General features: G+C 33.6%; 13 protein-coding genes and 3 tRNA genes. All 16 read left to right on the forward strand.

Annotation, left to right across the window (positions count from 1 at the left end):
* Nucleotides 1–3: 3 nt before the first annotated feature.
* Nucleotides 4–1,500 (forward strand): RagB/SusD family nutrient uptake outer membrane protein, encoded by a 1,497-nt coding sequence (locus RMN97_RS06160; protein WP_309613649.1) that lies wholly within the window; start codon nt 4–6, stop codon nt 1,498–1,500.
* Between the two features lie 25 nt (nt 1,501–1,525).
* On the forward strand, nt 1,526–2,377 hold the full coding sequence (locus RMN97_RS06165; RefSeq protein ID WP_309613650.1) for a hypothetical protein: 852 nt from the start codon (nt 1,526–1,528) through the stop codon (nt 2,375–2,377).
* Between the two features lie 128 nt (nt 2,378–2,505).
* On the forward strand, nt 2,506–4,419 hold the full coding sequence (locus tag RMN97_RS06170) for a S8 family serine peptidase (protein WP_309613651.1): 1,914 nt from the start codon (nt 2,506–2,508) through the stop codon (nt 4,417–4,419).
* Between the two features lie 139 nt (nt 4,420–4,558).
* Nucleotides 4,559–6,436 carry a putative porin gene (locus RMN97_RS06175; protein ID WP_309613652.1) on the forward strand — a complete coding sequence of 626 codons (1,878 nt, stop codon included), beginning with the start codon at nt 4,559–4,561 and terminating at the stop codon, nt 6,434–6,436.
* A 257-nt stretch (nt 6,437–6,693) separates the two neighbouring features.
* Nucleotides 6,694–8,055, forward strand: a complete 1,362-nt coding sequence (locus tag RMN97_RS06180; RefSeq protein ID WP_309613653.1) for a pyridoxal-phosphate dependent enzyme — start codon at nt 6,694–6,696, stop codon at nt 8,053–8,055.
* A 212-nt stretch (nt 8,056–8,267) separates the two neighbouring features.
* On the forward strand, nt 8,268–9,536 hold the full coding sequence (locus tag RMN97_RS06185) for a DUF2851 family protein (RefSeq protein ID WP_309613654.1): 1,269 nt from the start codon (nt 8,268–8,270) through the stop codon (nt 9,534–9,536).
* A 126-nt stretch (nt 9,537–9,662) separates the two neighbouring features.
* Nucleotides 9,663–9,890, forward strand: a complete 228-nt coding sequence (locus tag RMN97_RS06190; RefSeq protein ID WP_264522332.1) for a PspC domain-containing protein — start codon at nt 9,663–9,665, stop codon at nt 9,888–9,890.
* Nucleotides 9,891–9,893: 3 nt separating this feature from the next.
* Nucleotides 9,894–10,775: a helix-hairpin-helix domain-containing protein gene (locus RMN97_RS06195; protein ID WP_309613655.1), complete on the forward strand. Its 882-nt coding sequence runs from the start codon at nt 9,894–9,896 to the stop codon at nt 10,773–10,775.
* Between the two features lie 29 nt (nt 10,776–10,804).
* Nucleotides 10,805–11,974, forward strand: a complete 1,170-nt coding sequence (locus RMN97_RS06200; protein ID WP_309613656.1) for an acyl-CoA dehydrogenase family protein — start codon at nt 10,805–10,807, stop codon at nt 11,972–11,974.
* Between the two features lie 160 nt (nt 11,975–12,134).
* Complete coding sequence (gene rpsU, locus RMN97_RS06205) at nt 12,135–12,329, forward strand: 30S ribosomal protein S21 (RefSeq protein WP_136150610.1); 195 nt, start codon at nt 12,135–12,137, stop codon at nt 12,327–12,329.
* Nucleotides 12,330–12,475: 146 nt separating this feature from the next.
* The gene (locus RMN97_RS06210) at nt 12,476–13,372 is read left to right on the forward strand and encodes a tyrosine-type recombinase/integrase (protein ID WP_309613659.1); all 897 of its coding nucleotides are present in this window, start codon (nt 12,476–12,478) and stop codon (nt 13,370–13,372) included.
* 32 nt (nt 13,373–13,404) lie between these two features.
* Nucleotides 13,405–13,707, forward strand: a complete 303-nt coding sequence (hpf, locus tag RMN97_RS06215; protein WP_309613657.1) for a ribosome hibernation-promoting factor, HPF/YfiA family — start codon at nt 13,405–13,407, stop codon at nt 13,705–13,707.
* Nucleotides 13,708–13,798: 91 nt separating this feature from the next.
* Nucleotides 13,799–13,872, forward strand: a tRNA-Thr gene (locus RMN97_RS06220).
* Nucleotides 13,873–13,895: 23 nt separating this feature from the next.
* Nucleotides 13,896–13,976, forward strand: a tRNA-Tyr gene (locus RMN97_RS06225).
* A gap of 211 nt (nt 13,977–14,187) precedes the next feature.
* Nucleotides 14,188–14,259 (forward strand) — tRNA-Thr (locus tag RMN97_RS06230).
* 59 nt (nt 14,260–14,318) lie between these two features.
* The coding region (locus tag RMN97_RS06235; RefSeq protein ID WP_309613658.1) for a GTP-binding protein at nt 14,319–14,503 on the forward strand (185 nt) is incomplete at its 3' end.

Raw genomic sequence — 14,503 nt, forward strand, 5'->3', positions numbered from 1 at the left:
AATATGAAAAAAAGTTTAATTTATTCGGTTATAGCTATTTCCCTGCTCTCTGCAGGGTGTAGCGAGGATTTTCTAAATCCGGTAAGAGATACAAGCGTTATTACCACTGAAGATGTTGCTCAATATTCTGGAGTTAATCCAGCTCTTGTTGATGGAACTCTAAATGGTATTGGTAGTTTTATAATTCAACCTACAGGTGTTACCGGTACACAGCATTATGATTTGGGACAAAAAGGGGTGGATATTTTTTTAGATATTTTATCTAGCGATATGGCTCTGTCATCAAACACTTATGGATGGTATCAAAATACATCCAATTTAGTAGCTACTGTTGATTTTACACGTGCAGAAAATAGAATTATTTGGGAATATTATTATAAAGTTGTAAGTATAGCAAATACTGTTATCCTTTCTTTAGGTGGTAATGATGCTAATCCTACTACTGCTTCAGCTCGTCACTCTCTTGGTCAAGCTAAAGCATACAGAGCTTACGCTTATTTTTACTTAGCACAAGTATTCCAAAGAAGTTATGATCCTGCGCAAGAAATTTTGCCATACTATGATGGTGTAATTACAAACCCTGCAAAAGTTCCTGCTTCTCAAATTTATGATTTGATTATTAGTGATTTAACTCAATCTATTACATTGTTAGATGACTATTCTAGACCTTCAAAAGATAAAATGGATAAATACATTGCAAAAGGTTTATTAGCGTATACTTATGCTGCTATGGGTAATAATGCACAAGCTAAAGTTTTAGCTGATGATATTGTTAATAATAGTGGTTATCCTTTGACTACAAGAGGTCAGCTTGCATTCCCAGGTGCAGGATCTGGGTTTAATGATGTAAATACTGCTTCATGGATGTGGGGTTATGATCTTACTACTGATTTGGGTCATCAATTACTTGACTGGTGGGGACAAATTGATTATTTTACCTATAGTTATGCTTGGGCTGGAGATAGAAAATCTATTGACACTAATTTATTGGCAGGTATACCAACAGGGGATATTAGAAGAACTCAATTTGGAACTACAGGTACTACTAATAGAATGCCAATTAATAAGTTTTTTGATCCAGCAAGAACAGCAGGTGGTCAACAAACAATTACTACAGACCTTATACTTATGCGTATAGAGGAGTTTTATTTACTAAGTGCTGAAGCTTCTGCAAAAACTGGGGATGAAGCTACTGCTAAAAACAGATTAAAAGCGCTTCTAACTATCCGTTTCGCTGGTGGTGCTGCAGCTGCAGATGCCTATGTAGATCCTCTAAGTGGTCAAGCTTTGAAAGATGCTATCTACTTAAATACCAGAATTGAAATGTGGGGTGAAGGTAAAACTTATTTAGCCTTAAAACGTAATCAGGCTACTGTTACAAGAGGTACTAATCATGTATTCCGTGCAGGTCAATCTTTCTTATACAGTATTGATGAGATGTCTTTCCAGATTCCTCAAACTGAGATAAATAATAATCCTAGCATCACGACACAAAATTAATTACTAATTCGTAAAATAAAATATTATGAAATTTTTAAAATTTAAGTTTATATATACGGCTTTTATAATGCTTACTTTAGCATTTGTTAGTTGTGAAGAGGATGTAGCTACAGGTAGTTCTCTTAAGGATTATGTAGGTATGGAGCCTTCAAAATATGTTGGTATACCTCAAAATGGAACTGTAACGGTTGATTCTAAGGTTTATGCTACTAATGTATCTGATGTTGACAGGACTTTTGCTCTTGTTGTAGACCCAACTAGTACACATAATGCAAGTTACTATACTGTGCCTGCTACAGTTACTATTCCTGCTGGAGAAAAAGTTGGAGTTTTTCAAGTTGAAATTATAGGTACAAATTTAGGTTCTGGTAAGACACTTAAAGTTGGTTTGGAGCAACTTCCCGGTGTTAATCAAGCTGTGACTGGATATACTGCAGTATTACCTCCTGGCTCCGCTTTAGGAGCATATCCTGATGTTACTGTTGTAAGAACTAACCAAATAGTTTATACTATCGAAGAAACGTGTGATTTTAATAAAGTAATTTTAAGTATTACTTTTGATAATTACCCAGAAGAAACTGCATGGGAACTTCGTGACTCTGCAATGGATTTAGTTGCTTCAGGTGGTTTTAATGCTGCAGGTGATGCTATAACTGGATATGCTGCATTAGGTTTTGCTGACCGTAGTACTTTTACAACCAATTTCTGTTTACCAGGTGGACAATATACTTTTGCAATTTATGATGATTACGGTGATGGTATGTATACAAGTGCTTCTGTTTCGGGTAACTATTCTGTTAAATTAGGAGACACAGTATTAGCTTCAGGTTCTGGAGATTTTGGTTTCTTTCAAGAGACCACTTTTACACTTCCATAAATAAAATTTTTTTCATAAAAAACCGAGACTTTACGTTTCGGTTTTTTTATTTAATCAACCCTGTTATTGACACTTTTTTTTCTACTTTTGAAAAAAATTAATTTCTATAAATATAAATTACACACTCTATGAAAAAGACAATTTTGTTTTTTTTAATATCCACTATCTCTTGTTTTTCTCAAACTAAAGCAGAAATAGATTTAATTAAAAAAGAATATGATATAAATAAACTTAATCAATTAAATGAAAATATTTTAAGTTTAAAAACCTTTCGTGATCAAAAGATAAAAAGTTATTTAGATTCTCATATTGCCGAGAAGAGAGAATATCTTGCAAATGGAACAAAATATTTATTAATTGATGTAATTGATAATAAACCTGTTTATACAGCAACAGATAATAGATTAAGTGCTTTTGCTTCCAAAACCAATACTCTTTATCCAGGTGGTAATTTAGGTTTAAGTCTTACCGGACTAGGAATGAAAGTTGGTATTTGGGATGGCGGTTATGCCTTAAAAAATCATGTAGAGTTTATGAATGGTTCAGTTTCTAGAGTAACTACCCCAGATACTGCGGCTCCCATACCCGCTGCGGATCAGCATGCAACACATGTTGTAGGTACAGTTGGCGCAAAGGGTGTTGCCTCAAGTGCAAGAGGAATGGCGTATCAAGTTAATTTAGCTTCTTATGATTGGACAAATGATGCGTCTGAAGTTTCTAGTGAAGCGTCTAATTTTGGTTTGTTAATTTCTAATCATTCCTACGGTGTCCCTATTTTTAATGATAATGGCGAACAGCAGGTGGGTGATTGGTTCATGGGTTGTTACAATACTGATGCTAATCAATGGGATCAAATTTCTTATACGTTACCATACTATCTTATGGTGACTTCTGCAGGAAATGCTGGCACAGATACTTATTCAAATGGCTTATATCCAGGAATAGATAAATTAACAGGAGAAAAAAACAGTAAAAATAATTTAGTTATTGCCAATGCTAATCCAACAGTTAATCAATTTTCGGGAGCCTTGACTAATTTGGCAATTAATAGTTCAAGTAGCCAAGGACCTTCTGATGATGGTAGAATTAAACCGGATATAGCAGCAGATGGAACAAATCTTTATTCTTCAAGCAATGAAACCACCACAAGTTATGCTACTTTATCTGGTACATCTATGGCATCCCCTAGTGTATCGGGTTCTCTAATTTTATTACAACAGCATTATAATAATTTACATGCTTCTTTTATGAAATCGGCTACCTTAAAAGGATTGGTTTGTCATACCGCTTTTGATGATTCAAACTCAATTGGTCCAGATATTCGTTTTGGATGGGGTTTATTAAATACTCGTGATGCAGCATTAGCAATCACTAATGCTAATAGTGCAACACCTATCGCTATTATTAATGAATTAAACATCACTCAAAGTAGTACTCATTCTGTTCAGGTTACTGTTGCAACACCTCAAACATTAAAAGCAACTATATGTTGGACAGATATTCCTGGTGTTCCTAAAAATAACCAATTGAATTCACCGACTCCTGCTTTAATTAATGATTTGGATTTGAGAATAACAAAAGACACTGAAATTTCTTTTCCATGGAAGCTTGATTTAAATTCAATTTATACACCTGCTATTAAAGGGGATAACACGGTAGACAACGTAGAGAAAGTTGAAGTTGAAAATGCTACAGGTACGTACACTATCCAAGTTACACACAAAGGAACTTTACAAGGAGGATCCCAAAATTACAGCTTGATAATTACAGGTTTTGATCAACAAAATCTTTCTAATAATGATCTTGCAAGAGAACAAATTTTAGTTTACCCTAACCCTGTTAGTGATTTGTTACATGTTAATAACGCTAATAATATTACCAAATATGAGATATACGACATTCAAGGTAGATTAATAAAATCAGAAAATTTGACGAATCAAAACAGTTTTACTATTGATACCTTTTCGTTAATAAAAGGAGTATATATGTTAAATTTAATTACTGAAAATGGTAGTTTCGTCGAAAAGATTGTGAAAAAATAATCTTTTACTTTTGATTCGTTTTATTGTCCTTAATTTCTCATTACATTTGTCAAGTATAGCAAGCGTAATGAGAAATTTTTTTTTGTATAGTTTTTTTCTTTTTTCAATTACTGTTTTTTCTCAAGGTAGAAATTTGCAAATGAATGGTGGGTCAGCTAATGATTCTATTAATTCTAAAAGGAATAATAAAATAGAAGTTGTTAAGAAAGGTACCTACGACCAATACAGGATTATCACTTTGCAAAGAGATACTACCTATGTTGACACTTCTTTAACCATCAAAAAAGAATACGAACACAACTATTTACGAAAAGACATTTTTGGACTTTTGCCTTTTGCTAACGAAGGACAAACCTATACAGTTCTTGATTTCGGATTGAAAGATTTCAATTCTTTTCCCGAAATTGGCTTCTCTGGAAAACAGTTTAATTATCTTGGCGTTAAGGATATTAAATACTATTCTGTTGCAACACCGGTTACCGAGTTGTATTTCAAAACTGTAATGGAACAAGGACAATCGGTTGATGCCTTTATTACCGTAAATACTTCCGAACGATTTAATATGTCTGTTGCCTTCAAAGGGTTGCGCTCTTTGGGGAAATACATCAACCAACTTTCAAGCACAGGAAATTTTAGGTTTACTTCTAGCTATAATACGTTAAACAAAAGATATTATCTGAATTTCCATTTCACCGGACAAGATTTCCTTAATGGAGAAAATGGTGGAATTACAACCATTGAAGATTTTGAAAGCGAAGACGGAGCGTTTACAAATCGCGCCCGACTTGAAGTATATTTAAAAGACGCCAAAACATTTATGAAAGGAAAAAGGACTTTCTTTGATCATAATTTCAGAATTAATGGCCAAAAAGGCGACAACAATTTATACATAACGCACCAATTCAATTACGAAAATAAATTTTTTGAATACAATCAAAAAACGGTGTCATCAACTGTTGGAAGTACTACTTTCAATCGTTTTGGAGATTCTTATGTTACATCAAATATAAACGACCACACGCGTTATAACAGAATGTATAATAAAGTTGGCGCTATTTATGAAAATTCACTGCTTGGAAAATTCCAATTCTTCGTCGAAGACTTCCGCTTTAATTATTACTATGATAAAATATTGATTTTAGATTCTGGTATAATTCCAAGTGCTTTAAGCAACGAAATCAATACCATTGGCGGGCAATATGACTACAGAAAAAACAAATGGAACGGAACGTTTTCCTATTCCAATTCAATTACAAAACAACCGATGTCAAATTTTGATGCCAAACTGAATTACAAACTTAACGACAAAAATGAGTTTGTTTTTCAATACCAAATGGTGAATAAAATTCCGGATCATATTTATAATTTATATCAAAGTAGTTATGTAGGATACAATTGGTATAACGATTTCAAAAATGAAAAAATAAATAATATCGAAGCTACGGCCAAAACCCAATGGCTTGATGCTTCGTTGCAAATAAGTTCTATTAAAGACCATTTGTATTTTAGTAACGATGCAACCGATCCACAACAGCAAATTATATCGCCAAAACAATACGACAAAGCCATTAATTATTTGTCGGTAAAAGTGAGCCGTGAGTTCAAATGGTGGAAATTGGCTTTAGACAATACGATATTGTATCAGCAAGTTGACCAAGAAGATGATGTTTTGAATGTGCCAAAAATCGTGACCAGAAATTCACTTTACTTTACTAATTATTATTTCAAAAAAGCCTTGTATCTGCAAACCGGTTTTACGTTGAATTATTTCACCAAATATTATATCAACGATTACAATCCGATAACTACCGAAGCGTTTGTGCAAGATCAAAGAAAAGTTGGCGATTTCCCAATGATAGACTTTTTCGTCAATGCCAGAATTCGCCAGACCAGAATCTTTTTTAAGTTAGAACATCTCAACTCCAAAATGACAGGAAACAATTTCTACACAGCACCTAATTATCCGTATCGTGATTTCATGATCCGATTTGGTTTGGTTTGGAATTTCTTTCAGTAAAAAGTTCAAGAACGAAAGGTTTGGGCTTTATCAGTCGGCGCAGTTCCTGCTTTACGTTTCAATCTTTTATAGTTTGTCACACTGAGCGCTCCCGAAGTTTCGGGAGAAGTGCTTTTTATAAACTATAAAAGGATTTCCTCTTCAATCAGGGTTAGTTAATTAACCATTTGAATTTTTGGAAACGTTTTAAATAGCACTACATTTGCTTAATAATTATCAATCTATTTTCTTTACTCTATATTCTATTCTCTTATAAAATGACATACGCAGAAAACATATTAGGAACTATCGGCAACACGCCATTAGTTAAGCTTAACAAAGTTATCAAAGGAATTGATGCCTTGGTTTTGGCCAAAGTAGAAACCTTCAATCCAGGAAATTCTACCAAAGATAGAATGGCGCTTAAAATGGTAGAAGATGCCGAAGCCGACGGGAGATTAAAACCCGGAGGAACAATCATTGAAGGAACCTCCGGAAACACTGGAATGGGTTTAGCGCTTGCTGCCATTATAAAAGGATACAAATGTATTTTCGTAATTACCGACAAGCAATCCAAAGAAAAAATGGATATTCTTCGTGCCGTTGGAGCTAAAGTAATTGTGTGTCCAACCGATGTGGAACCAACCGATCCACGTTCTTATTATTCTGTATCCAAAAGATTAGGAACCGAAATTCCAAATTCGTGGTACGTAAATCAATATGATAATCCATCAAATGCCATTGCGCATTACGAACAAACTGGCCCTGAAATTTGGGAACAAACCGATGGAAAAGTCACCCATTTTGTAGTTGGAGTAGGAACAGGCGGAACGATTTCAGGAATCGGAAAATACTTAAAAGAGAAAAATCCAAACATTAAAGTTTGGGGAATTGACACCTATGGTTCTGTTTTTAAAAAATACCACGAAACCGGAATTTTTGATGAGAACGAAATCTACTCATACATTACTGAAGGAATTGGTGAAGACATTCTCCCAAAAAATGTTGACTTTTCCATTATCGATGGATTTACCAAAGTAACCGATAAAGACGCTGCGGTTTACACAAGGAGAATAGCTTTGGAAGAAGGGATTTTTGTAGGAAACTCTGCCGGTGCATGTGTAAAAGGCTTACACCAATTAAAAGAACATTTCACTAAAGACGACGTCGTTGTGGTTTTATTCCACGATTCAGGAAGTCGTTATGTTGGCAAAATGTTTAATGACGATTGGATGCGTGAAAGAGGATTTTTGGATGAAGACATCACCAAAGCTGAAGACGTTATCAAAGACCATAAAGACAAACCATTAGTAATCGTTCGTACGGAAGAATTAGTATCGCATGCTATTGAGCGTTTGAAAAAATATAATATTTCTCAAATTCCGGTAATTGATACAACAGGTTTTGTGGGAAGCTTGGATGAAACCGATTTGTTCAGAAGCTATGTCGCAGACAGAAATATTGCTGAGAAGCCAATTCGTGAAATCATGGGTAAACCATATCCGATAGTAAGTGCCAATGCACCAATTGAAGAAATTTCCAAACTAATTAATAAAGACAATCAAGCAGTTTTAGTTGATTTGGGTAATGGCAAGCATCATATTATTACGAAACATGATATTATAAGTTCGATTAAGTAATTAGAGGCATTAGCCAATAGGTACTAGTTAAGAGTCAAGAATTTATACTTCTTGACTCTTTTTCTTTTACTCTCTTTTTAGTCATTTACAAAATTACCAAAACTAAAATGTATTTCCGTTAACAACAAGGAAAACAATAAAAAGTAATTTTTTAATTACAAAAACTTTGAATATAAAAGTAATTTTCTTACTTTAGTTCAAAATTAGTAATCGTGAAAGAAGATTTTCTTCATTATGTATGGCAATATAAGAAGTTTGATTTTTCTAACTTAACAACAGTTTCGGAAGAATCGCTGACGATAACCAATTGTGGAAATTATCTGAAACAAAGCGGACCGGATTTTTTCAATGCTCAAATCGTTTTAGGCAATCAAAAATGGGCAGGAAATGTTGAGATTCACATAAAATCTTCTGATTGGTATTTGCATCATCATGAAAAAGACACGAATTATGACAACGTAATTCTGCATGTAGTTTGGGAACACGACACACCCGTTTTTAGAAAAGACAATTCCGAAATTCCGGTTTTGGAGCTTAAAAAGTATATATCGAAAAAAGATTTAGAAAATTATCAGGAACTAGCATCTCCAAAATCTTGGATTTATTGTGAAAGTCAAATTGCAACTATCGATAATTTTGTTTTGGCTAATTGGCAAGAGCGATTGTTTGTTGAAAGACTGGAACGGAAATATATTCCGATTGAACAATTGCTCCAGGAAACTGAAAATAATTGGGAAGCAGTTTTGTTTTGTATGCTAGCAAAGAATTTCGGTTTGAATACCAATGGTGAAACGTTTTTGAAAATTGCCAAATCGATTCCGTTTTCAATTATAAGAAAAGAAAGTACTGAAGTTGCCAATTTAGAAAGCCTGTTTTTTGGAACCGCTGGTTTATTTCCACTTGATGCTGAGGACAATTATACTAAAGAGTTAAAAAAACGATTTGACTACATTTCTCAAAAGCATAAGTTGAAAAAAATAGTCATTGAACCCGTTCAGTTTTTTAAGCATCGACCCGATAATTTTCCGACGATACGTTTGGCGCAATTGGCAATGCTTTATCACAAGCAACAAAATTTATTTTCGAAAATGATCGTTGCTAAAACAGTTACAGCCTTGCATCAGCTTTTTGAAATTACGATAACCAATTATTGGCAAAATCATTATCAGTTTGATAAAGAAAGTCCAAAGAAGAAAAAACAGTTTTCAAAGGCATTTATCGATTTGCTGATCATCAATACCATCGTTCCAATTCAGTTTGCTTATGCCAAAAGCCAAGGTAAAGAAGCGTCGGAATCTTTATTGGATTTGCTTCGGGAAATTGCAGCCGAGAAAAATATAATTATAGAAAAATTTTCGAATTTCGGAATTAAAGCCAAGAATGCGTTTGAAACCCAATCGTTGTTACAGTTAAAAAATGAGTATTGCAATCAAAGCAAATGTTTGCAATGCGCTGTTGGGATTCAGCTATTAAAAGTGTAATTTTTTATACCACATAGAAACATAGATTTAATTTTAAATAGATATGATTACTCAAAAGTATAAACAAACAACAACTATGTTTCTATGTGGTTCAAATTAGTATATTTACTCTAAAAATTAAAACAAATGTCACCAGTAATCCAGTTAAAATATTTCTTCGAAAAACACGGTTTCCATGTTTCTTCCCGTTTGGCTGATAAGCTTGGAATGCGAGCATCTAATGTGCGTTTGTTTTTTATCTACATCACTTTTGTGACAGCAGGTTTGTGGTTTGGTGTGTATCTAACTTTAGCTTTTTGGATTAGATTGAAAGATTTAATCCGCGGTAAACGAACTTCTGTTTTTGATTTGTAAGCTGTGGAAAACAATGATTCAATAGTAAAATTCATTTTAACGTATTCGAAAAGTCAACGAATTGGAATCCTATTGTTTTTTGGAATTATCATTTTGGTTCAGGGAATTTACTTTTTCTGTGACTTTACAACAAAGGGAACAATTGACAAAGAACAATCCAAATGGTTAGCGCTTCAAAGCACGGTTGATAGTTTAAAGCTTAATGTTAAAAATTACAAACCAACTATTTATCCATTCAATCCCAATTTCATAACCGATTTCAAAGGATACAAACTCGGAATGTCGGTGGAAGAAATTGATCGCTTACTCGCTTTTAGAAAACAAAATAAGTTTGTCAATTCTGTAGCCGAATTTCAAGCTGTGACAAAAGTTTCTGATTCTTTGCTAAAGGCAATTTCTCCTTATTTCAAATTTCCGGATTGGGTTAAAAACAAGAAGAACAACTTTCAGCAATTCACCAAAAAGGATTTTTTAAAACCGGAAAAGATTTCCGTTCTCGATATCAACCAAGCCACTAAAGAAGATTTGATGAAAGTGTATGGCATTGGCGATAAAATTTCGGATAGGATTCTGGAACAAAAAGAAAAATATGGCGCTTTCGTTTCTATGGAACAAATAGATGATATTTGGGGTTTGTCACCAGAAGTTATTGAAAAATTGAAAAGCTCTTTTGTTGTTAAATCTACTTCAAATAGCAAAAAGATTAATATCAATAATACATCAGTCAAAGAGTTAAGTCAGTTCCCTTTTTTTAGATACCAATTGGCGAAAGATATCGTGATTTACAGAACTATGAATGGCGATATTACGATTGAGGATTTGCCAAAAATTAAAGGATTTCCGGCTGAAAAAATCAAAATAATTGCCTTATATTTGGAATTCTAAAAAAACGACATAAAAAATAAGGTAGTTATATGAATTCAATATACTTTACAGAAGAACACGAACTATTTAGAGAAAGTTTAAAAGATTTTCTTCGGATAGAAGTGGTGCCTCATATTGAAAAATGGGAAAAAACAGGATCAATTGAACGCTTTATCTGGAAAAAATTTGGTGACATGGGTTTCTTTGGTTTAGCTTACCCTGAATCTTATGGCGGTTTGAATTTAGATTTATTTTATACTGTTATTTTATTAGAAGAACTTCAAAAAATAAAATCTTCTGGTTTTGCTGCAGCCATTTGGGCACACGCCTATTTAGCAATGACTCATTTAAATGCCGAAGGTGATGAACGAATAAAACAAGAGTATTTAGCGCCAAGTATTTCTGGAGATAAGATAGGAGCATTGTGTTTGACTGAGCCTTTTGGAGGAAGTGATGTAGCGGGAATGAGAACAACAGCTATTAAAAAAGGAAATAAATACATCATAAACGGTTCTAAAACGTTCATTACAAATGGTGTTTATGCCGATTATTATGTAGTTGCTGCTAAAACAAGTCCGGAGCTGGGTAATAAAGGAATCAGTATGTTTTTGATGGATACTAATCTAAAAGGAGTTTCGGCAACAAAGCTCGATAAATTGGGTTGGAGAGCTTCTGATACTGCAGAAATTGCATTCGATAATGTAGAAATTCCAGAAGAAAACTTAATGGGAGAAGAAGGAAAAGGTTTTCCTTATGTCATGCAGCATTTCGCCTTAGAGCGATTAATCATGGCAATCAATGCCCATTCAAGAGCCGAGTATGCTATAGAATATACTATTGATTATATGTCTAATCGTGAAGCATTTGGTAGAACTATTGATAAATTTCAAGCGTTAAGACATACAATGGTAGACCATGCCACAGACGTAGAACATTGTAAAATATTTAATTATGCAGCTGTTGCCCGATTAAATAAAGGAGAATACGTAGTAAAGGAAGCTACTATGGCTAAATTAAAATCTACTAAAGTGGCCGATGAAACCATTTATAGTTGTTTGCAAATGTTGGGAGGCTATGGTTATATGGAAGAATATCCGTTAGCTCGTTTATTTAGAGACAGTCGTTTAGGACCAATAGGAGGTGGAACTTCAGAAATTCTTAGGGAGATTTTGTCTAAAATGATTATTGATAAGCAAAATTATAAGCCAGCTGTGAAATAGATTTGAGAAAATAGAGAATTGAAAATAGATAAAAGAGCCAAGAAACAAGATGTTTTTTGGCTCTTTTTTGTTTAAGCTCTTTATTCTTTAACTCTTTTTTCTTTTTTCTTTAAAAATAATGTTTACTTTTGCACCCTTAACGAGAGGAGGTGTCTATATTATGTTAATTATACCAATTAAAGACGGAGAAAATATCGATAGAGCATTAAAGCGCTATAAAAGAAAATTTGATAAAACTGGAACTGTTCGTCAGTTGCGTTCGCGTCAGGCTTTCATTAAACCTTCAGTTGTTAGAAGAGCACAAGTTCAAAAAGCGGCTTACATTCAGAACATGAAAGACGGATTAGAAAGTTAGTCCCTAATTTTCTAAAAATATACTAACCGTTAGTACTTAAAGTTTCATAACTTTGATGCTAACGGTTTTTTTATGGAAGTCATTGCGAGGAGCGAAGACACCCGAGCGAAGCGAACAGAGCGCAAGCGAATCTCAATCTTAATTATCTGATGAATAATATTAAATCTTTCCAGGATTATCTATTGTTAGAGAAGAATTATTCTCAACATACCGTTACCGCTTATATAAATGATATCGGTTTTTTCGAATCTTTTTTATCCAATGAATTTGAGGATGACAACTTACTTCGGGTAAATTACAACCAGATCCGCTCTTGGATCGTTTCACTTTCAGATGATGGAATTTCAAATACTTCGATTAATCGAAAAGTATCATCCTTAAAATCGTTTTATAAATTTTTGCTAAAAACAAAGCAAATTGATGCAAGTCCGTTAGTAAAACACAAAGCATTGAAAGCTCCAAAGAAAATTCAAATTCCCTTTTCGGAAAAAGAACTTGATTTAGTTTTAAACCAAATAAAATATAAGGAAGGTTTTGAAGGTATAAGAGATAAATTAATTGTTGATTTATTTTATACAACCGGAATTCGTAGAACGGAGCTAATACATTTAAAAATCCAGAATGTAGATTTATCAAATAAAACAATCAAAGTTATTGGAAAAAGAAACAAAGAAAGAATTATTCCAATTTTAACAATAATTGAAGAGCAGGTAAAAAAATATTTGTCTGAAAGGTCAAGTATACAAGATGTTAAAGAAGCCGACTATTTTTTTCTGTTAACAAATGGCGTTAAATTGAATGATTCGTTTGTTTATCGGCTAATAAATTATTACTTTAGTAATGTCTCAGAGAAGGTAAAAAAAAGTCCACATATATTAAGGCATACATTTGCGACTCATCTACTAAACAATGGGGCAGACATAAATTCGGTAAAGGAATTATTAGGACATTCTAGTCTAGCATCAACACAAGTCTACACGCACAATAGCTTGACAGAGCTTCAAAAGGTTTATAATAGTGCTCATCCTAGAAATAAAAAGTAATTCCAAATGTTTAATTAATAAAAGATTTAATTATGAAGGTAAGTGTTCATGCAGTTAACTTTACTGTTGACAGAAAGCTAGTGGATTTTATTCAAGAAAGATTGAGTAAACTTGAAAAATTTTATGATAAAGTTGTCTCGGCTGACGTTTTTTTGAAGGTTGAAAAGACAAGTGATAAAGAAAATAAAGTAGTTGAGGTTAAAATTCATGTTCCGGGAGATGATTTTATGGTAAAAAAGCAATGCAAAACTTTTGAGGAAGCAATAGAGGTTTCGGCAGAATCTTTAGAGCGATTATTGATTAAAAGAAAAGAAAAAATTAGAACACATATTTAAAATAATTTTTTTCAAAAAATGTTTTGATTGAAAGACAAAAAGATATACATTTGCAGTCCGTTAGAAATAGCGGGCTTTTTTTATTGATATTGCCAGCGTAGCTCAGTTGGCTAGAGCAGCTGATTTGTAATCAGCAGGTCGTGGGTTCGAGTCCCTCCGCCGGCTCTTTTTTTATTGAAATATGGTTAGGGGAGATACTCAAGCGGCCAACGAGGGCAGACTGTAAATCTGCTGTGTGAACTTCGCAGGTTCGAATCCTGCTCTCCCCACAAGATTTTGAATAAGAAATTTCATAAAGCTTGCTTTGATGAAATTGTGTTTCAAAAGCTTGGGTAAGGCAACGCCTTATCAGGATCACCAACCTTTGGTTGGTAATCCAAACTGGATTGTCATCGAAAGGCGGTAATCCAAAAAATTGGAATTTAGAAATAGGAATTTGGTTTTCTGAATTCTAAGGTCTAACTTCTGGACTAGGCACAAGCCGACTTAGCTCAGGGGTAGAGTGCTTCCTTGGTAAGGAAGAGGTCACGGGTTCAATTCCCGTAGTTGGCTCAAATTAAATTGAATATTGAACACTAATAAATATATAACTAAGTTTAAAATTAATTAAAATGGCAAAAGAAAATTTTAACCGTAACAAGCCCCACTTAAACATCGGAACAATTGGGCACGTGGATCACGGAAAAACTACATTAACTGCAGCAATTACTAAAGTGTTGTCTGATGCAGGATATTGTCAAGCAAAATCATTTGATCAAATTGATAATGCTCCAGAAGAAAAAGAAAGAGGTATTAC

This window comes from Flavobacterium sp. (genome assembly GCF_031381455.1).
GTDB lineage: Bacteria > Bacteroidota > Bacteroidia > Flavobacteriales > Flavobacteriaceae > Flavobacterium.

Coding starts and splice junctions, on each gene's coding strand:
- RMN97_RS06200 (WP_309613656.1), top strand. CDS start 10,805: ATGAATTCAATATACTTTACAGAAGAACACGAACTATTTAGAGAAAGT.
- RMN97_RS06190 (WP_264522332.1), top strand. CDS start 9,663: ATGTCACCAGTAATCCAGTTAAAATATTTCTTCGAAAAACACGGTTTC.
- RMN97_RS06170 (WP_309613651.1), top strand. CDS start 2,506: ATGAAAAAGACAATTTTGTTTTTTTTAATATCCACTATCTCTTGTTTT.
- RMN97_RS06160 (WP_309613649.1), top strand. CDS start 4: ATGAAAAAAAGTTTAATTTATTCGGTTATAGCTATTTCCCTGCTCTCT.
- rpsU (WP_136150610.1), top strand. CDS start 12,135: ATGTTAATTATACCAATTAAAGACGGAGAAAATATCGATAGAGCATTA.
- RMN97_RS06180 (WP_309613653.1), top strand. CDS start 6,694: ATGACATACGCAGAAAACATATTAGGAACTATCGGCAACACGCCATTA.
- RMN97_RS06165 (WP_309613650.1), top strand. CDS start 1,526: ATGAAATTTTTAAAATTTAAGTTTATATATACGGCTTTTATAATGCTT.
- hpf (WP_309613657.1), top strand. CDS start 13,405: ATGAAGGTAAGTGTTCATGCAGTTAACTTTACTGTTGACAGAAAGCTA.
- RMN97_RS06175 (WP_309613652.1), top strand. CDS start 4,559: ATGAATGGTGGGTCAGCTAATGATTCTATTAATTCTAAAAGGAATAAT.